Source organism: Chroococcidiopsis sp. SAG 2025, from assembly GCF_032860985.1.
Classification (GTDB): domain Bacteria; phylum Cyanobacteriota; class Cyanobacteriia; order Cyanobacteriales; family Chroococcidiopsidaceae; genus Chroococcidiopsis.
In genome coordinates this window covers 6,463,399-6,482,644 of the sequence record NZ_JAOCNC010000001.1, presented here as the reverse complement: position 1 = coordinate 6,482,644, position 19,246 = coordinate 6,463,399, and the positions used below count along the sequence as shown (strand labels likewise).

The following is a 19,246-nucleotide window of genomic DNA, read 5'->3' as shown; positions in this document are numbered from 1 at the left end:
AGGCAAAAGTCAAAACAGGAGTCAGGAATCAGAAGCTATAATTTTTCTCCCTTGTCTCCCTTGTCTCCCTTGTCTCCCCTGTCCTCCTTGTCCTTTCAGCTCCCTCAGCCTCCTCAGTTCCCTCAGCCTCCTCAGCTCTCTTCTCCCCCTTGTCCTCCCTACTCCCTGTCTTCTCCTCTCAGTTCGCTGTTCTAACTATGGTGCGATCGCTGTCATGATGAAACTCCGTGCAATTCTAATAATGACGGTCTATGCCATCCTGGTCGCTATGACAAGCTTGTGGATGGCGAAGCAATCCTATTCTTGGTTTCCGCCAGAAGCAGCAGCAGAAGCAAAGTTGCTGGACGATCTATTCAGTCTCTTTACTGGGTTAGGCACATTCATTTACTTAGGTGTAATTGGACCTTTCCTCTACTCGTTGGTCTTTCATCGAGCCAGTAAGTATGACATGAGCGATGGTCCCCCGATTGAAGGCAATACCTGGCTGGAAATTGTCTGGACGGCAGTACCATTAGTTTTGGTGTTAACGCTTTCTTTTGTTAGCTATCGGACTTACGAAAAAATGGCAGTGCGGGGTCCGATGGAACTGGTACACTTGCATATGCCTCAGATAATACAGCCTGCTTATGCCGAACCCTTTGACAGCAAGCCTCAGCAGGAAATTCAGAATGCAGTAGAAACCGCTCCCATCGAGCAAATTGACGTGACCGCTAAGCAATGGGCATGGATTTTCCATTATCCAAAACAGGATATTACTAGCACTGAGTTACATTTACCAGTCGATCGCCGCGTGCGATTTACCTTGCGATCGCAGGATGTGTTACATGGCTTTTATATTCCAGCATTTCGCCTGAAGCAAGATGTCGTTCCTAACCACGAAATCGATTTTGAACTGACTCCTGTGAAAACTGGAACCTATCGCCTGCGCGATTCCATGTTTAGCGGGACTTACTTTGCTGCAAATCAAGCAGATGTCGTGGTTCAACCATTCAACGAATATCAACAGTGGCTTGCCGACGCTGCCGCTGGCTCGCCCACCCCTGCTTTTAATCGGGCTGCTTTCGAGTACAGCCAAGCCAACGATCGCTCTGGGACAACGAAAGACAAGGTAGCCGTTCGCGGTTGGGACACTATCCCACCTGCACCCCCGCCTGTGGTGAATTATGCTCCCAAGAGGGAACAAGAGAGCTGAGGGAGCTGAGGGAGCTGAGGGAGAAAAATTACTCCTAACTCCTGATTTTTGACTTTTAACTTTTGACTTGCTTGGTAACATATGACAAACATCTCGCTCGAGGCTCCAGAAGCCGTTCGCGGACAGCCATACCCTGGTGCGCCCGACAACTGGAAGCGATTCTTCACCTTCAGCACCGATCACAAAGTCATTGGCATTCAATACATCGTCACATCTTTTTTCTTTTTCCTAATTGGCGGCACGTTGTCGATGATTATGCGGGGCGAACTGATTACCCCCGATGCCGATCTGGTCGATCGCACTGTTTATAACGCGCTGTTCACAATGCATGGCTCGATCATGCTGTTTATGTGGACGTTCCCCGTTTTAGTGGGATTGGGAAATTATCTCGTGCCACTGATGATTGGAGCGCGAGATATGGCATTTCCTCGGCTGAATGCGGTTTCGTTTTGGATGGTTCCTGTAGTAGGCATTCTGATGCTAGCCAGTTTCCTGGTACCAGGAGGTCCATCGCAGTCGGGATGGTGGGCATATCCGCCTGTGAGTTTGCAAAACCCGACTGGCAATCTGCTGAACGGACAGGTGTTATGGATTTTGGCAGTAGCAATTTCGGGCGTATCTTCCATCATGGGTGGGGTGAATTTCGTCACTACCATCTTCAAAATGCGTGCGCCAGGAATGACTTGGTTTAGAACGCCTGCCTTTGTTTGGTCTGTGCTGGGAGCGCAGTTAATTCAACTGTACGGCTTGCCTGCACTGACTGGGGGTGCGGTGATGCTGTTGCTCGATATCACGATCGGCACGAGTTTTTTTGCCCCAGAGCGGGGTGGCAACCCTATACTTTATCAACACTTTTTTTGGTTTTACTCCCATCCGGCAGTCTACGTCATGGTTCTGCCAGCATTCGGCATATTTTCCGAAGTTTTGCCCGTTCATGCCCGTAAGCCTTTATTCGGCTATCGGGTGATTGCGGCATCATCCATCCTGATTACGGTTGTCAGTGGAGCAGTATGGGTACATCACATGTTTGCCAGTGCCACACCTGGTTGGATGCGGATACTCTTCATGGTGACATCGATGCTGGTTGCCATTCCTTCCGGTATTAAAGTGTTTGGCTGGGTGGCAACGATTTGGGGTGGTAAGATCCGCTTCACCACGCCGATGCTATTTGCGCTCGGTGGCATTAGTAATTGGTTGTTTGCTGGAATTACCGGAATTTTTCTGGCTTCTGTACCGATCGATATTCACGTCAACAACACTTACTTTGTCGTCGGACATTTCCATTACGTGCTGTATGGCGCGATCGTTATGGGGATTTATGCCGCGATCTATCACTGGTTTCCTAAAATGACCGGACGTATGTATTACGAAGGATTGGGGAAACTGCACTTTGCTTTAACCTACCTGGGAACGGCGTTAACTTTCCTACCCATGCACCCTGCTGGACTGATGGGAATGCCCCGTCGTGTCGCCTCTTACGATCTAGAATTTGCCTACTGGAACGTCCTCGCAAGTATTGGCGGTTTTCTGTTGGGGCTGTCTACGCTACCATTTATTCTCAACATGGTGAGTGCTTGGATTCGGGGCGAGAAAGTAGGCAACAATCCCTGGCGGGCATACGGTTTAGAGTGGCTTACCTCTTCACCACCAACCGTCGAAAACTTTGAAGAAACGCCAGTTGTGGTTTCGGGACCCTACGGCTACGGTAGAAACCAACCATTAGTAGGAAACATTCCCAATCCAGGCTTGACTCAATTTCCTGAATCTCTGACGCAGCAGCAAACATCATGACAGCAGAAAGAGCGAACCCCTCTGGGGAGCTACGCAACGCGCAAGACGTTGAAGCTAACGTTCGACAGCACCAGGAGCATGACGCAGCAAGCAATAGTAAGTTTGGCTTTATCGTGTTTCTGCTGTCGGAAAGTGTCATTTTCCTGAGCTTCTTTACGGGTTACATTGTCTACAAAACCACTACCCTAGACTGGTATCCACCAGGTGTGACTGGCTTGGAAACCAGAGATCCATTCATTAATACCCTCGTGCTGGTATCCAGTAGTTTTGTCATCTACGTAGCTGAGCGTTATTTACACGATAAAAAACTGTGGGGCTTTCGCCTATTTCTATTAATTACTATGGCGATGGGCAGTTATTTCCTCTTTGGGCAAGCTGTGGAATGGCGCAGTTTACCATTTAGCTACCAGTCGGGTTTGTTCGGCGGCACGTTCTTTTTATTAACTGGATTTCATGGCTTGCACGTTCTCACCGGAATTCTGCTGCAAACATTAATGTTGGGGCGATCGTTTATTCCTGGTAACTACGACAACGGTTATTTTGGTGTTGAAGCAACGTCCTTATTCTGGCACTTTGTCGATGTCATTTGGATCGTGTTGTACACGCTCATTTACGTTTGGCAGTAGGAGACTCCTATGATAATTGACGATCGCTACTATGACGTAATTATTGTTGGTACGGGTGCAGGCGGCGGGACGCTGGCGCGAAAGCTGGCATCAACTGGTAAAAAGATCTTGCTGCTCGATCGCGGAGAACTGATCCATCGTGAAAGTTCGGAGTTGGTCGATACAGAAGTTTTTAAGAAAGAGCAATTTCACGCGCCAGAACCCTGGTACGACAACGCAGGAGAACCGTTTTATCCACAAACATATTACGCCGTTGGTGGCAATACAAAAATTTGGAGTGGCGTTTTGCAGCGAATGCGCGAACGTGATTTTGAGGAAGTGCAGCATCAGGGTGGGGTTTCTCCGGCATGGGGATTGAAATATCAAGACTTTGAGCCTTACTATACGGAAGCTGAGAAGTTGTATCAAGTCCACGGTAAAGTCGCAGATGACCCCACCGAGCCGCCCCATAGCGAAGCCTATCCTTTTGGGGAAGTTGCTCATGAGCCGATGGTACAACGCATTGGCGAAAACCTTTCTCAGCAAGGGTTGCATCCCGTCCATTTGCCGCTAGGGTTGGGCGATGGTCGCGAAGCGAACCGCCTGCGGCATCGCGGTAGAACCGATGCTGAAGACACCGGAGTTAGCCCCATCCTCAACAGCGAAAACGTGACGCTTAAAACCTCTGCTCAGGTTGTTTGTCTGCATACCAACCCATCAGGATCGGAGATCAAAGCAGTTCAAGCAAAAATTGGGGAACAGTCCTATTTGTTTTTAGGCAATATTGTAGTGCTTGCCTGTGGTGCTGTGAACTCGGCGGCATTGCTGCTGCGGTCTGCCAACGAAAAACATCCCAACGGTATTGCGAATGGCTCCGGTCAGGTGGGGCGAAATTTGATGAAACAACTGCTATCGGTTGTGGTGCAGTTAACCTCTACCGCTAATTCTGGGTCATTTTCCCGCACGCTAGGGCTAAATGATTTTTATTGGGGAGACAAGGATTTTCCGTATCCGATGGGTCACGTACAAAACTCTGGTGGTATTTTTCAAGATGTCATTTTTGCCGAAGCACCACCGATTTTATCGGCATTGTCTCGGCTAATGCCAAATTTCGGCTTGCGGCAGTTGGCAACCCATTCAATCGGTTGGTGGCTGAAAACGGAAGACTTGCCCGATCCCAACAATCGCGTTCGCTATGTGGGAGACAAACTGCGAATTGATTACACGGCGAATAATGTAGAAGCGCACGATCGCCTGGTATATCGTTGGGTTGATGTATTAAAAAGCGTCGAGCAGTCTCAGCCTAATATATTTAACCGCACAACCCATCCGCGCAGTGATATGCCCGTACAAGTCGTTGCTCATCAGTGCGGCACTTGTCGGTTTGGAGAAGATCCGACGACTTCTGTGTTGGATCTGAACTGTCGTACCCACGGAGTGCAAAATCTCTATGTCGTAGACAGCAGTTTTTTCCCATCTCATGCCAGTGTTAGTCCTGGCTTGACTGTCATTGCAAATGCTTTGCGGGTGGGCGATCGCTTAATCGAGCAGTTGAAGTAAGGCGTTGCTGCATGAAAAATAAAGCAGTTTAGGCTAATCTCTTAGCAAAGTATTAGCCTCAATTGATTAACATCGCGATGATTTTGATAAACCGCTAACCTAATTTTTTTTCAACACCACCACAGGACAATTAGCATAGCGAATCACTCGTTCTGCTACCGAACCGAGAAAAAATCGACTCAAGCCAGTTTTGCCATGCGATGGAATCACAATTAAATCGGCATTAATCTCCTTAGCATAGTCGAGAATCTCCGAACTGGGGTCGCCAACAGCAACACCAATATGAACTCCTTCAAACTCCGAAGCTTTAAATCGTTTGTCCAAAGTCTCTTTTACGTGCTGCTGGCGGGTGCGATCGTCTAAAGTATTCCACATCGCTCCAGGTTCAGCTGGATGCAGGTGAGACAGAACGTGCAGAACATACAAATGACTCGCATCCTTCACAAATTCTCGTGCTGGAGATAGTGCAGCAAAAGACTCTTCTGAAAAATCGATCGGAACTAAAACTCGGTCTTTCTGTAACCAACTCATGATTTTTGATTGGTAATTGGTAGTTGGTAAGTCAAAAGTCAAAAGTCAAAAGTCAAAAGTCAAAACTGAGCAGACAGAAGAAAAGAAAGAAGTCATAAGTCGTAAGTAAGGAATCTTTTATCGCTTGCCACTTCCGACTCACCACTCCCCGATCGCCGATCGCTTTGTACAGACGTTACATGTAATGTCTCTACACTGACAACTGACAAATGATAACGGATCGCTACTCACTACTCACTTAAACACGGGCATCTTTCCAGTTTGAAGGCGCTGCATGTAATCTTGTAAATCGGCGGCAACTTTGTTCGACAGCAGAAAACAACCTAAGATATTTGGGAAAGCCATTGACAAAATCATCATATCGCTGAATTCTAAGACTGCACCGAGGTTGACGACAGCGCCGACAAACACGAAGAAAACAAACAGTGCCTTGTAAACTAAAGTGGTGCGATCGCCAAACAAGTATTCCCAACTGCGTTCGCCGTAGTAACTCCAAGAAATCATCGTGGAGAAAGCAAACAGAAAGATAGCGATCGCTAGTACGATGGGAAACCAGCTAATCGCGGAAGCAAAAGCAACATTTGTGAGTTGCGCCCCATCTGCCTTTGTATCGGTGTAAACACCTGTAATCACCACTACCAAAGCTGTCATGTTACAAATCACGACAGTATCGATGAACGGTTCGAGTAATGCCACAATCCCTTCGCGGATGGGTTCTTCGGTACGAGCGGCGGAATGGGCGATCGCTGCCGAACCGACTCCTGCTTCATTCGAGAAAGAGGCACGGCGAAATCCTTGCACTAATACCCCAATAAATCCTCCGGCGAGCGCTTGTGGGAAAAAGGCTTCTCGGAGAATTGTGCCAACTGCACTGGGAATCTGAGGTATGTTCGTCAAAATAATGAATAAAGAGGCGAGGATGTAGATCAAGCACATTGCTGGAACCAGTTTCTCAGCCACCGAACCAATCCGCTTGATGCCACCAATAATCACTAAAGCAACTAATACAGCCATGACTAAACCGTAGAGCCAGTTTCGCCCCTGCAAAAAGGGTATGACTCCCGATACCGCAGCAAAGGACTGGTTTGCCTGGAACATATTGCCACCACCGAAAGACCCACCAATGCAAAACACAGCAAATAGTGGTGCTAGCACTTTACCCAAAGGACGCAGCCCCAGTTCGCCCAAGCCACGCGATAGGTAATACATCGCCCCGCCGGAAACGCTACCATCCGGCTTGACAATGCGATACTTCTGCCCCAAAGTACACTCAACGAACTTACTGGACATCCCTAACAACCCTGCGACAGTCATCCAAAACATTGCCCCAGGACCGCCTAACTGAATGGCGATCGCTACCCCAGCAATATTTCCTAAACCCACTGTTGCCGATAGTGCCGCTGATAGCGCTTGAAAATGAGTGACTTCTCCTGCTTCTGCTGGATTATCATAATGTCCTTGCACGACAGAAATCGCGTGACCGACAGCACGGAAGTTGATGAAACTCATGCGGATTGTAAAAAATACCGCACCAATAATCAACCACAGGACGATAAACGGCATCCCGCCAATGCTAAAAAATAGAACTTGGGACAGCGCTGCTACTAGATAGGAAAAGATAGCATCAATTGCCCCTAAGATTCCTGTCGGCTTACCGTCAGCAGCGTAAGCCGTGCTAGGTATGGCTAGTAACGCTAAACAAAGCCAAGGATATTTTCTCAGCCAATTTAAAAGCTTATGGTGATTCATCAGCGTTTCTTAATTGTGAGTGTTAGCAAAAAATCCTTAATTTTAAGAAAATATAACTTTAGGTCGCAATTAAACTGTTCTTAAGACACAATTTTTTAGCATTTATCAAAAATAAGCTGTAGTATATACTTCCAAAGATAGATATGTTGCGATGTTTGGGAATTAGTTACTGGCAGTTGGTAACTGGTAGTCAAGCGTTAGAATTACTTAAGAACTTGACTGATAGATCGCTCTCACAATTCACTCGTACGGGCGGGTTTCATCGCAGAATTTCCAGTCCTAGACTCGGTATTCTCAACAAACCCGCCCCTACAACTCACGACTACACAATTCACTCGTACGGGCGGGTTTCACCACAGAATTTCCAGTCCTAGACCCGGTATTCTCAACAAACCCGCCCCTACAACTCACGACTCACTTCTGATATGCCAACAGCTTTGATTACTGGTGCTTCTGCGGGAATTGGTGCTACTTTTGCCCATGAGTTAGCTTCTCGACAAACAGATTTAGTTTTAGTAGCTCGTTCCGCTGACAAATTGCAACAGCTGGCAGCTCAGTTACAAGCACAACATCAAATTCAAGTCTACGTCCTCGTCCACGACCTAACTGTACCAGAAACAGCTACAGCTATCTACAATACGGTAACGGAAAAGGGATTAGAGATCGATCTATTAATCAATAACGCTGGCTTTGGAGATTATGGCGATTTTGCCGAACGAGATGGCGATCGCCAAGTCAAAATGGTACAGTTGAATGTTTTAGCGTTGGTAGACTTGACTCACAAATTTTTACCAGGAATGCGCCAGCGTCGCTCTGGAGGCATTATCAATCTTGCTTCTACCGCTGCATTCCAACCGATTCCCTACTTTTCTGTTTACGCAGCCAGTAAAGCTTTTGTCCTCAATTTTAGCGAGGCATTGTGGGCAGAAAATCGCAAGTATGGGGTACGAATTTTAGCTGTTTGTCCTGGTCCCACTGAAACGAAATTTTTCCAAGAGGCTGATTTTCCCTCTACTTTTTCAGAGACGATTGCTAAAAACTATATCTCACCTCAACAGGTAGTACGGGAATCACTTCAAGCTTTAGAAAAAAATCGTTCTTCGATTATCCCAGGATTTATTAACAAAATTAGCGCCAATGCATCTCGATTTTTGCCCCGCCAAACTGCTGTAACTTTAACAGAAAAAATATTTAAACGTGGTTGAATTTCAGTTATTAGGGAACAGGGAGTCGGGAGTCGGGTGTTGGGACAGAAAAATCTAAAGCAATGCTCTATACAACATCAGTTATCAGTGGTGCGTGCTGCGTGGTGGACATACAAATGACCAATGACCAATGACTAATGACTAATGACCCATTACATATATCGTGTTAATTGGACGCGATAGCGTTCTTTTTTCGTGACGGCGACTTCTCCCACTTCTAATCGTCCTTTGCCGCGAATAGCGATTAAATCTCCAGTTTTCATTTGAGTGCTGGATTGGCTAATTTCTTTCCAGTTAACGCGCACGTCTCCACCTTCGATCAAATCTACCATTTTGCTGCGGGACATCCCAAACCCAGCAGAGGCGATCGCATCTAATCGTAAAGAGGCTTCTACTGTTGTTAATTCCTTCTTTTTCGGTTCTTTAATTCTTAATTCGCTCAACTCGATCTGCTGAATTTTGACGGGAACGGAACGCACTTGCTTTAAATTCATTGCTAAGAATTCTACTAATTCTGGTACAACAATTGCTTGCGATCCCCGTTCTCCTAAGACAATCACATCGCCGGTTTTGTCCCGCACAATCCCCGTACCTAGCATCGCTCCTAAAAAGTCGCGATGGGTAGCAGTGTCAAATAGAAAGTTCCCGGCAATATCTATTGCTGCTACTGTCACTTGGGATGAATCGAGAGGGACTTCCACACGAGCGATCGCTAATCGTTGCCGTTCTGCTTGAGGATAACCGCCCCAAGCTACTAATTGTACGTCAGTCAAACGACTAAAAATTTGCTGGCTTTCAGCTAACTCTGGGGGCGATAAAAAATCAGTGAGTACCACTTCCCAAGTTTTGATTGCTTGCTCTGCTAGATCGATAACACGAACGATAGTTTCTCGATTTTCTACACCTTTTAATAAGTCTTCTCTCGGCAACATCTTAATTTTCTAACTTTTAATTGGTTATGTATGTTCTATATTGTTGACACTTATTGTTACTCGCATAAAATCCAACTGCTGTCATTTCTTGTATTTTTGATACATGTGTTAGCAGCATAGACGTTGCGAGAGGCTAAAACCCGATCGTGTTTCGATCTCCAGCCCGTTTTCCTATGCAGATATCCTAACACTAGTCATCTGTTACCAACATTGCATTTACTCCTTACCTTCACGAACAGCACAGATTCCACTCTTTTCGCCCAGATAGTTATATGTTATAATTTACACAAATTTTTCTTCCGTAAAGAATAGATGTTAACAGCAAAAAACTCAATTATATTCTGTATCTAGAGATACTTTTATCGCAAGATAAAGAATATGATAATTGGACTGTTTGCAGTATAAAATATTTCTCAAGTCTTTCTAAGATTAAGTAATTATGGCGTTGCTGTTCTTCAGCGATCGCCATCTTGGTGCAGCTCATCGCGTCTAAAGATGCAGACCTTGAAGCGGCGAGCATCATTTGACATGGACTGATTATCGATCTTCTGAGTGCTAGCACTCAGAAGTGAGTTGAGATTGTCTTGATTTTCTTACAATTCTGCTGAATCAAAAATATGAAAAGAATACTATTTTACGATGATGGCTCTGGCTTTGGCGGTCATAGTATTTCTGCTGTGGATGCAGTTAAATACTTACTAGAAAATACCAACCTCAAGGTTGGATTTATGTTTTATCAAGGAAATCAAAGACTTTACGATCGCTTAACTTTACTAGTGCGAGAATTTAAGCACCTTGAACTTTATCCAATGGAGTTCAAAGCAGCAAGATTTAGAAACTTAGGAGCATTATTATCGTTTCCCGTAGTTGCTAAAATTGCTCAAACTATTTCTATTATCAAACCCGATGTAGTCATTGTCGTTCAAGGCACAATCGAACTCAGTTCCCTCGGTTTACTAGCAACGAAAAAAGCTAAGCTTAAAGCGATTAGCTTTATCCCGCTAACACACTCTTTATCGTTAATGCAAGGGAAACTCTCTAAATTAAGAGATTTCATTAATTTGCATTTTTACAACTTGCCAGATGCATTTATTACGACTAGCGCTCGGGCTAAATCTAACTTAGTTCAGCATGGAGTGAAATCAAAAATTTCTGTAGTATATTACGGTCCCGACTTAAGAATATGGCATCGGCAGGAGCGAAACATATCTCGACAAAAATACGGCATAGATAACAGCGATTATGCAGTAGCTCTGGTCGCTAGAATCGAACTCAAACACAAAGGACATGATTTTCTCATTACCTCAATGGCAAAATATGCCAGCAAGCTAGAAAATATCAAATTATTAATCGTAGGTGATGGCTCAGACGAAGTAAAGTTACAAAAACTCATTCACTCTTCTGGTTTAAGCGAGAGAGTCAAAATTATTCCCTGGGGAAATGACTTATCGTCTGTTTACTCTGCCATAGACATGCTCGTCATTCCCTCTCGACTAGAAGGATTACCATTAGTCATGTTAGAAGCAATGTACTATGGTCTACCAATAGTTGCTTCTAGCATAGACGGAATGTTAGAAATTTTACCTCAAGAATGGTTATTTCAGTTTGGTGACAGTGAAGCTGCTATGGAGACTTTACTACGAGTTAAAAATAGCGACAATACAGAGTATTTGTTAAATCATAAAAAACGAATTATGACAGAATTCAATCTCGACGAATTTGGCAAAAACTTCTACAAAACTCTTTGCGAAGCACAGATAGATACTAAGGATTAAGAAAATACAGCTCATAGCTATGAGCTATGAGTTACTAGATACTAACAACTTTGTAGAGACGTTACATGTAACGTCTCTACACCGACTGATAACTAACAACTTATATCAGCCAGTCGTTTCAGCATAGCCTTGGATATTTTCTGGTTCAAATCGACGTAGTATGCTCGTTGCTTGTCGAAGTGTGCCATCCGTGCCTTTGACAACAATCAAATACTTACCTGCATTGAGACGGTTGCGGTACGGCAAAGCATCGCCGCTACCAAACACCAAACCAGCACCACCACCAGCAAATAGGCTACCCATACCACCAGCCACAGCACCTAGTAAACCACCAATGACATGATTGCCGATTTCACCCGCCCAAGCAAAGGTATCTAGACCAGACAGCACGCTGAAAGCAACTCCAGAGGCAAAACCAAAAGGTACGAGCCAGAAAGCCATCAGTTTTGCTTGCTTAGCAGCTTGCTCGTTGGGATCGATCAAGCCAAACTCATCTGCACTTTTGTATCCTCTACCAAGAATAGTAATGCGATCGGTAGGTATACCTTCTTTTTCTAAGGCTACAGAAGCTGCTTCTGCTTGAATGCGATCGGGTAACACGGCGATAAGGTAATTCATGAGAGTGGGAGACAAGGAGAACAAGGAGGACAAGGGAGACAAGGGGGACAAGGAGGAAAAGGAGGACAAGGCGAATTTAGAATAAATTTCTTCCCTACTCCCTACTCCCTACTCCCTGCTCCCTGTTAACTGTTAAAATATCGTACTGCGGCAGCGAATTACCGAAAGCACAACTTAACCTAACTAAAGGCAACCCTTGAGCTGAGAGTAACGCGCTACTGGAATCACCCCTGGTCTTGTGTATCGCTGCTGTCGCTCAAAGCGAGTAGATAAACAAATTACTCACACGAGCAGACAGTTCACTTATCATTAATAGTGCCTTTTTCCCACTGGATTCCTATCGTTAATCATGGCTAAAGTTCTCGTATCTGACCCAATCGACCAGGCAGGAATTGATATCCTTTCCCAAGTTGCCACTGTTGATGTAAAAATCGGTCTAACACCAGAGCAGTTTGTACAGGCGATCCCAGAGTATGATGCGTTGATGATTCGCTCTGGCAGCCGCATTACTAGAGAAATTATCGAAGCTGGGCATCAACTGAAAATTATCGGTCGTGCTGGTGTGGGCGTAGATAATGTAGACGTACCTGCTGCCACCCGCCAAGGAATTGTCGTTGTCAATTCTCCTGAAGGAAATACGATCGCCGCTGCCGAACACGCGATCGCGATGATGCTGGCATTGTCGCGTTACATTCCCGATGCAAATGCGTCCGTCAAACGCGGTGAGTGGGATCGCAAAACCTTTGTGGGGGCAGAAGTTTACAAAAAAACCCTTGGCGTGGTGGGTTTAGGAAAGATTGGTTCCCACGTTGCTACGGCAGCTAAAGCGATGGGGATGAAGTTACTTGCCTACGACCCATTTATTTCTACCGAACGAGCCGAACAGTTAGGTTGCCGCTTAGTCGAGGTAGACATCCTACTACAAGAAGCCGATTACATTACGCTGCACATTCCCAAAACCCCAGAAACAACACATTTAATTAACGCCGAGGCACTGGCTAAAATGAAACCCAATGCCAGGATTATCAACTGTGCTAGGGGTGGCATTATCGATGAAGCGGCGCTAGCAGAAGCACTTAAGGCGGGTAAAATCGCAGGCGCAGCCTTAGATGTCTTCGAGGAAGAACCCCTGAAGGAATCGCCGCTAAGAGCATTAGGAAAGGAAATTATCCTCACCCCCCACCTCGGCGCTTCGACCACAGAAGCACAAGTCAACGTGGCGATCGATGTAGCAGAGCAAATCCGCGATGTCTTGCTAGGCTTACCAGCCCGTTCTGCCGTCAATATCCCTGGACTCAGCCCCGATATTTTGGAAGAACTCAGACCGTACATGCAACTTGCCGAGACTCTGGGTAATTTAGTCGGTCAGCTGGCTGGGGGACGAGTCGATCTACTCAATGTCAAACTGCAAGGGGAACTTGCAACTAATAAGAGCCAACCATTGGTTGTTGCTGCCCTGAAAGGATTGCTTTCTCAAGCACTGCGAGAAAGAGTCAATTACGTCAATGCCAGCGTCGAAGCAAAAGAACGAGGCATTCGGATTATTGAAACGCGAGATGCTGCCATCCGGGATTATGCAGGTTCCTTGCATTTATCAGCCAAGGGTTCGATGGGCGAACATTCGGTGACGGGGGCGCTATTGGGCGATGGTGAAATTCGCATTACCAACATTGACGAATTCCCCATCAACATTCCCCCCAGTTCGCATATGCTATTCACGCTACACCGAGATATGCCAGGAATTATTGGTAAACTCGGTTCTCTACTGGGTAGCTTTAACGTCAACATCGCCAGTATGCAAGTCGGACGCAAAATCGTGCGCGGTGATGCGGTGATGGTACTGAGTTTAGACGACCCCCTGCCCGATGGGATTTTGACTGAAATCACCAAAGTTGCAGGCATTCGCGATGCTTATACAGTAACTTTATAGCAATTAGCGATTAGCAACTAGTTGCTAATCGCTAATTGCTAACCGTTAAATATGGCAAATCACTGGTGGAAAATTCAAATTTTGTGCGATCTAGACCTGGAAGAGACGCTCTTCTGGCGACTAGAAGATTTTGGCTGTCGTGGGATGGCAAGCGAACGACAGAAGAATGATGGTAATGTTTGTTTGGTGAAAGCATATTTGCCGCAAGAACAAGTAAAGTTACTCGACTTAGCTGCCCTTTCGCTATGGCTGCAACAGGATGCCTTGCTGGTAGGGTTAGAGCCGCCTAAGATGCAGTGGCATTTAATTGATGAACAGGACTGGGCAAGTAGCTGGAAACAGTACTGGCAACCGCAGGAAGTGGGCGATCGCATTTTAATTTATCCAGCTTGGCTACCAGTACCAGAAAAATCAGAGCGACTTTTGCTACGCCTCGATCCTGGGACAGCTTTTGGTACGGGCAACCATGCCACAACGCAGTTATGTTTAGAAGCCTTAGAAATGCGCTTGGACGATCTCCCCAATTCCAATCGAGAAGACTTGGTCATTGCAGATATTGGCTGTGGCTCAGGTATCCTCTCAATTGCAGCAATTTTGCTTGGGGCTAGCCAAGTCTATGCTGTAGATACCGATATCATGGCAGTCAACGCTACCCACAGCAATCGACAACTCAATCAAATTTCTGCCGATCGCATAATTGTAGGACAGGGTAGCGTCAACACGCTGCCTCAAATGACCCAAACATCTTTCGATGGCATTGCGTGCAACATCTTAGCAGATGTCATTATTCAATTAATTCCCCAAATTACTTCTGTTTCTAAACCCTCAACTTGGGGCATTCTCAGCGGCATTTTAATCGACCAAGCCCAATCGGTAGCCGATACTTTAGAACATTATGGCTGGACTGTAGCAACTCTTTGGCGGCGTAAAGAATGGTGTTGTTTTAACGTGAGACGGTCTTAATAGTGGTGCGTGAAATGACCAATGACAAATGACAAACGGGCAGTTCCTGCCCTATTTATTATTTATTTTCTCTCAGGGTTTACAGCGCTGCTTTATCAGGTGGTATGGCAGCGAATGCTGGGGTTGTTTTCTGGATCTGATGTGCGATCGGTAACGATTGTGGTTGCCTCCTATTTGTTAGGACTAGGTGTAGGTGGCTGGCTGGGTGGCTGGATTAGCGATCGCCTCAGTAACCGTCAGGCAGTACAAATCTATAGTTGCTGCAATTTTGGCATTGCTATTTTTGCTATTTGCAGCCGCTTTTTATTTTACGATTTGCTGTTTCTGCAAGGAAAATCTTTGGCACAATCTCCAGCAATGATGTTGGCGATCGTGTTTTTTAGTTTATTAATTCCTACTACCTTGATGGGCGTGTCGCTACCTTTGGTAACGAAGGCAACTAGCCGTCATGCAGAAGGTGCAGCAGCTCGAATTGGTCTACTTTACGGTTTAAATACACTCGGATCGGGTCTGGGAACGCTCGTTTCTGGTTGGTATATTATCGGTACTTTTGGATATGAAAAAACAGTTTATTTCGGTGCAATCTTAAGTGCTGTAGTGGGAATTATTGCCTGGTCTATTTCTCGCCGGTTTCAGTCAAATCGCCCTGTATTTGTTGCATCAAATACGGCAATTAGATCGCTGCGATCGCGTTCTCTATGGCAGTGGTGTTGTTTGGTTTTTCTTTCCGGTTTTGCCGCAATTTCTTTGGAAATTATTTGGTTTCGAGTTTTAGATACAGTACTGCAATCGATTGCCTATACATACGCCCATCTCCTAGCTTTTATTCTCGTTGGTAATGCCTTAGGGAGCATCGCAGGATCGGTAACAATTCGATTTATTCATCAACCCCGAAAAGTCTTTTTTGCAATTCAAGCTGTTATAGCTGCTTATGCGCTAATTTCTATTTGGCTGATTAGCATTTACTGGCAGTCTCATCCGACAGATTTACGTACAGATATCGGCTACATTGACTTAAATAATATAACTTCTATTGTTATCTTCAGATATGTAGTTATACCCTCGGTCATGCTCGTATTGCCTAATTTCTGGCTTGGTTTTTATTTTCCGTTAGTACAGAAAGCCGTACAAACAGAAGATAATCAAATTGGACAGAGAGTCGGTTTCATTCAAGTCGCAAATATTTTGGGCAATACTACAGGTAGCCTGCTGACGGGATTAGTGCTGTTGGATAAGTTCGGTACGGCGGGTTCCTTGCGATTCATTGCGTGGTTAGGATTGGGATTTGCGCTGCTGTGTTTCAATCTCAGGAAAGACAAGCTGAAGAGTACGCTTGCGATCGCCCTAGCTGTCATCATTGCCGTATTTCCAAATAATACCCGTCTCTGGGCTGCTCTACATGGTATTCCAGCCGCACAATATTTCCTAGCTGCCGAAGATTCGACAGGTGTAGCCGCCGTGACTGAGGTAAACGGACAAGGGACTTTACTCGCCAGCGGACAAGCACAAGCCAGTTTCCCTTACATGCAAGTCCACGCCCTCCTGGGCAGTTTACCCGCACTTATTCATCCCCATCCCGCCCAAGTCATAATTATCGGTCTGGGTTCAGGGGGGACGGCTCATACAGCAGGAGTTAACCCCCTCACCCAGCAAGTTAAAGTGGTAGAGTTACTCGGAGCTGAGTTGACAGTTTTGCGTCAATATGCCCAAACTCCTAACGGTCAGCCGCTTAAATACTTGTTTGAAGACCCGCGTTATAAATTTATTGTCGGTGACGGACGGCAAGAGCTGGAACTATCCCAGCAACAATTTGACATTATTGAAGCCGATGCAATCTATCCCTGGCGATCGCGCGCTGGTATGCTCTACTCGCAAGAATTTTTTCAAGCCGTGCGATCGCACCTCGCCCCAGGTGGTATGTTTGTGGAGTGGAACGTAGGCTTAGGTACAGCGCAGACATTCCGCAGTGTATTCCCTTACGTAATTCAGTTAAGCATGAGCGGCGATTTACACGTTTTAATTGGCAGCGATCGCCCCATTGACTTCAATCGACAACAGCTATTAACTAAATTAGGGGACGTTGCCGTACAAAACTTTTTGGCAAAGGCAAGTGTCAACGTTGCAGCAATTCGTCAAGATGTCAAAGCTGCCCAGGTAAATTTTTATTCCCACGCCAAAGACGGACAACCCCAACCCGTAAATACCGACTTGTTCCCGCGATCGGAATATTATTTGAATCAGGGTAAGTCGTAAGTCGTAAGTTGGAATTAAATAGATTCCCTGCTTCCCAATGACTGATAACAGACGTTACATGTAACGTCTCTACATTGATAACTGACAACTGATAACTGTCAACTGTTTTCTGGTGTTTTACTATCGATATATTCGCGCCAGCGCTTAATCTTACCTGCGACAAAATCGGCAATGATCGCATCATCTGCTCGGTTGCGACGACCTGACGCTTTTTCTGTATCTTCCCAATACCACTCTACGGCAGCGCGATTGCCTTCAATAATAATTTGGCGAATGTTAATTTTGACGTTGGATGCATAAGTAGCAAAGTCTGCGGCTGCTTTGCGGATGGCGGCTCTACCTACCCATTTCTGTCCTGGGACGATCAGTTCTCCATCAGAAGTAAACAAAGCAGCGAAAGCATCTGCATCTCCATTGACCCAACTATCTCTCACTTGACGCACAATTGTACGAATCTGTTCTGGAGGGGTTGCTTTTCCCCCTGCTGGGCTGGAATTACTCACATTCATCTGTGTGGGTATGCCTGCAAATACCTCGATGCTAGCCAAAACAATAGCCACTGCCACCAGAATCGCGATTCTTTTGGAAAGCTTTGCTAAAGCCACTCTATACGATTTTACTTTCACCTGATGTAAGTCGATCTTCATTTATTGAACCATCGAATCCCAGATTGTTTTCGTATCCGCAAACATTTGGAAGCGGCACACCTTGCCCTCAACTAGATCGTATACGTGCGCAGCAACTGCACGCAGCGATTTTTGCGTTTCCCGATGGCGACCTACATATGCTCCAATGACAACTACAAAATTCTCTGCATCAAGATAGCGATCGATCTGAAATGAAAACATCTCCCAACGCTCATTATTGGATTTAAAAACTCCTTCGATGACTGCTTCTGCACCTCGATACGTCCTGCCTTGTGGAAATCCTTCGTTCTGAATCCATTCAAGGTCATGGGTGCAAATATGTAGAAAGGCATCGTAATCCTTCTCCTGAAAAGATCTGTATAGTTCTTGGATGACTTCAAGGTTTGTCATGAATTACAATTACCTTTTTTCTTGCTGCCCAATCTCAACTTAACTCTTGGAAAGGCTCATCTGTGCGATCGCCACAGTATCGCCCCTATAGCAGAGAACAACACTAGGGTAAAAATGTCAACCTGGTAAGTAAATACAGAGAATTAATTTTTGTTTTGTATCTAAGTCAACAATCTCCCGCAAAATGGTAGAGGTAGCTAGTTAAAAAAACACCCCCAGCAGACATCCCCAGAAAACACTCTTAGTTAGGAGTAGATGAGAAATGCTTGCATACATCCTTGCGTTAGCTGTTGCTATTGGTAGTCTTGGCATCTACTTAGCCGCCTTTTTCTTCCCAGAAATTGGTCGCAAAAACGATATCTATTGGAGCGGCGTAGGGTTGTTCTATGCTTTAGTCTTATGGGTATGTGCCAAGCAAATTACAGGAGGACTCCTATTAGGTCAAGTCGCTGGAGTCGTGTTACTGGGTTGGTATGCGTTTCAAACTCTACAGTTACGCCGCCAATTAACTCCTCAACAGCAACAAACAGCAGTCCCTAGCGCAGCACAGGTAAAAAGCAACGTTCAAGAGCAAGTCACCAAAATCTCACCCCTACAAAAGCTGTCACAGTTTGGCAAGAAAGCAACGAGTAAAGCTACCGCAGCTAAAGAACAGCTAAAACCCAAGAGTGATGTCAAGGAAGTTCCGACACCGCCAGTGGAATCTACTCCCACTGTCGAAATTGTCGATAATCGAACCCCTACAGCCCCAGAAACCACTGAGTCAGCGTCTACCTTTGAAGAAAAAATCGCCTCAGAAGTAGAAGTGTCTCCTCCAGCCGAAAACGCCTCAGAAGTAGAAGTGTCTCCTCCAACCGAAGACGCTATTGTCGATCCTGAAGTCCAACCAAATTCAGATATTGTAGCAGCTACCCCAATTGAAACCACGCAACCAGAAGGAGCGACTATTACCGAAACTGAAACCGAGTTATCTTCACAGAGCGAAGTCACTGAATTACACCGTCCCGATCCCCCCAGTCCCGAATTAGTAGAAGCTGCACTTGAAGATGCAGAAGAAAAGCATCAACCAGCTTCGCCACCAGAAACCGACGAGAAGTCGTAAGTC

General features: G+C 45.6%; 16 protein-coding genes. 10 read left to right on the top strand and 6 right to left on the bottom strand.

Going from position 1 to position 19,246, the window contains the following annotated elements; translation table 11 throughout:
* Positions 1-214 precede the first annotated feature (214 nt).
* The 4 genes from N4J56_RS31540 (at position 215) to N4J56_RS31525 (ending at position 5,148) form a co-directional block, all read left to right on the top strand.
* A complete protein-coding gene (locus tag N4J56_RS31540) occupies positions 215-1,192 on the top strand; it encodes a cytochrome c oxidase subunit II (RefSeq protein ID WP_317110315.1) in 978 nt (325 codons plus the stop codon).
* Positions 1,193-1,273: 81 nt separating this feature from the next.
* Positions 1,274-2,983: a cytochrome c oxidase subunit I gene (locus N4J56_RS31535; protein WP_317110314.1), complete on the top strand. Its 1,710-nt coding sequence runs from the start codon at positions 1,274-1,276 to the stop codon at positions 2,981-2,983.
* Positions 2,980-3,609: a heme-copper oxidase subunit III gene (locus N4J56_RS31530; RefSeq protein ID WP_317110313.1), complete on the top strand. Its 630-nt coding sequence runs from the start codon at positions 2,980-2,982 to the stop codon at positions 3,607-3,609. The genes N4J56_RS31535 and N4J56_RS31530 overlap by 4 nt, the downstream gene beginning before the upstream one ends.
* Before the next feature lie 9 nt (positions 3,610-3,618).
* Positions 3,619-5,148, top strand: a complete 1,530-nt coding sequence (locus tag N4J56_RS31525; RefSeq protein ID WP_317110312.1) for a GMC family oxidoreductase — start codon at positions 3,619-3,621, stop codon at positions 5,146-5,148.
* Between the two features lie 99 nt (positions 5,149-5,247).
* Here the strand turns inward: N4J56_RS31525 and N4J56_RS31520 are convergent, their stop codons facing one another.
* Positions 5,248-5,679, bottom strand: coding sequence for a universal stress protein (locus N4J56_RS31520; protein WP_410500652.1), 432 nt, complete (start codon positions 5,677-5,679; stop codon positions 5,248-5,250).
* Between the two features lie 234 nt (positions 5,680-5,913).
* Positions 5,914-7,428, bottom strand: a complete 1,515-nt coding sequence (locus N4J56_RS31515) for an alanine/glycine:cation symporter family protein (protein WP_317110310.1) — start codon at positions 7,426-7,428, stop codon at positions 5,914-5,916.
* 425 nt (positions 7,429-7,853) lie between these two features.
* Here N4J56_RS31515 and N4J56_RS31510 point away from each other — a divergent pair, with 425 nt between their 5' ends.
* Positions 7,854-8,633 (top strand): SDR family oxidoreductase, encoded by a 780-nt coding sequence (locus N4J56_RS31510; protein ID WP_317110308.1) that lies wholly within the window; start codon positions 7,854-7,856, stop codon positions 8,631-8,633.
* A 152-nt stretch (positions 8,634-8,785) separates the two neighbouring features.
* Here the strand turns inward: N4J56_RS31510 and N4J56_RS31505 are convergent, their stop codons facing one another.
* Complete coding sequence (locus N4J56_RS31505; RefSeq protein WP_317110307.1) at positions 8,786-9,565, bottom strand: photosystem II S4 domain protein; 780 nt, start codon at positions 9,563-9,565, stop codon at positions 8,786-8,788.
* Positions 9,566-10,182: 617 nt separating this feature from the next.
* On the opposite strand from N4J56_RS31505, the gene N4J56_RS31500 reads away from it, so the two are divergent.
* Positions 10,183-11,340, top strand: coding sequence for a glycosyltransferase family 4 protein (locus N4J56_RS31500; protein WP_317110306.1), 1,158 nt, complete (start codon positions 10,183-10,185; stop codon positions 11,338-11,340).
* A 105-nt stretch (positions 11,341-11,445) separates the two neighbouring features.
* Here the strand turns inward: N4J56_RS31500 and N4J56_RS31495 are convergent, their stop codons facing one another.
* Positions 11,446-11,958 (bottom strand): hypothetical protein, encoded by a 513-nt coding sequence (locus N4J56_RS31495; protein ID WP_317110305.1) that lies wholly within the window; start codon positions 11,956-11,958, stop codon positions 11,446-11,448.
* Positions 11,959-12,307: 349 nt separating this feature from the next.
* Here N4J56_RS31495 and serA point away from each other — a divergent pair, with 349 nt between their 5' ends.
* From serA to N4J56_RS31480, 3 genes are read left to right on the top strand one after another with little or no spacing between them, the layout of a single operon-like run.
* Positions 12,308-13,888, top strand: coding sequence for a phosphoglycerate dehydrogenase (gene serA / locus N4J56_RS31490; RefSeq protein WP_039715310.1), 1,581 nt, complete (start codon positions 12,308-12,310; stop codon positions 13,886-13,888).
* Positions 13,889-13,939: 51 nt separating this feature from the next.
* Positions 13,940-14,851, top strand: coding sequence for a 50S ribosomal protein L11 methyltransferase (prmA, locus tag N4J56_RS31485; protein WP_317110302.1), 912 nt, complete (start codon positions 13,940-13,942; stop codon positions 14,849-14,851).
* Positions 14,852-14,872: 21 nt separating this feature from the next.
* Entirely contained in the window at positions 14,873-17,104 is a 2,232-nt protein-coding gene (locus tag N4J56_RS31480) for a fused MFS/spermidine synthase (RefSeq protein ID WP_317110300.1), read from the top strand.
* A 98-nt stretch (positions 17,105-17,202) separates the two neighbouring features.
* Here N4J56_RS31480 and N4J56_RS31475 read toward each other — a convergent pair whose 3' ends face one another.
* Together N4J56_RS31475 and N4J56_RS31470 are read right to left on the bottom strand one after the other, a co-directional pair.
* Complete coding sequence (locus N4J56_RS31475) at positions 17,203-17,751, bottom strand: SgcJ/EcaC family oxidoreductase (protein WP_317110299.1); 549 nt, start codon at positions 17,749-17,751, stop codon at positions 17,203-17,205.
* Positions 17,752-18,141: a nuclear transport factor 2 family protein gene (locus N4J56_RS31470; RefSeq protein ID WP_317110298.1), complete on the bottom strand. Its 390-nt coding sequence runs from the start codon at positions 18,139-18,141 to the stop codon at positions 17,752-17,754.
* A 262-nt stretch (positions 18,142-18,403) separates the two neighbouring features.
* On the opposite strand from N4J56_RS31470, the gene N4J56_RS31465 reads away from it, so the two are divergent.
* The gene (locus N4J56_RS31465) at positions 18,404-19,243 is read left to right on the top strand and encodes a Ycf66 family protein (protein ID WP_317110296.1); all 840 of its coding nucleotides are present in this window, start codon (positions 18,404-18,406) and stop codon (positions 19,241-19,243) included.
* Positions 19,244-19,246 lie beyond the last annotated feature (3 nt).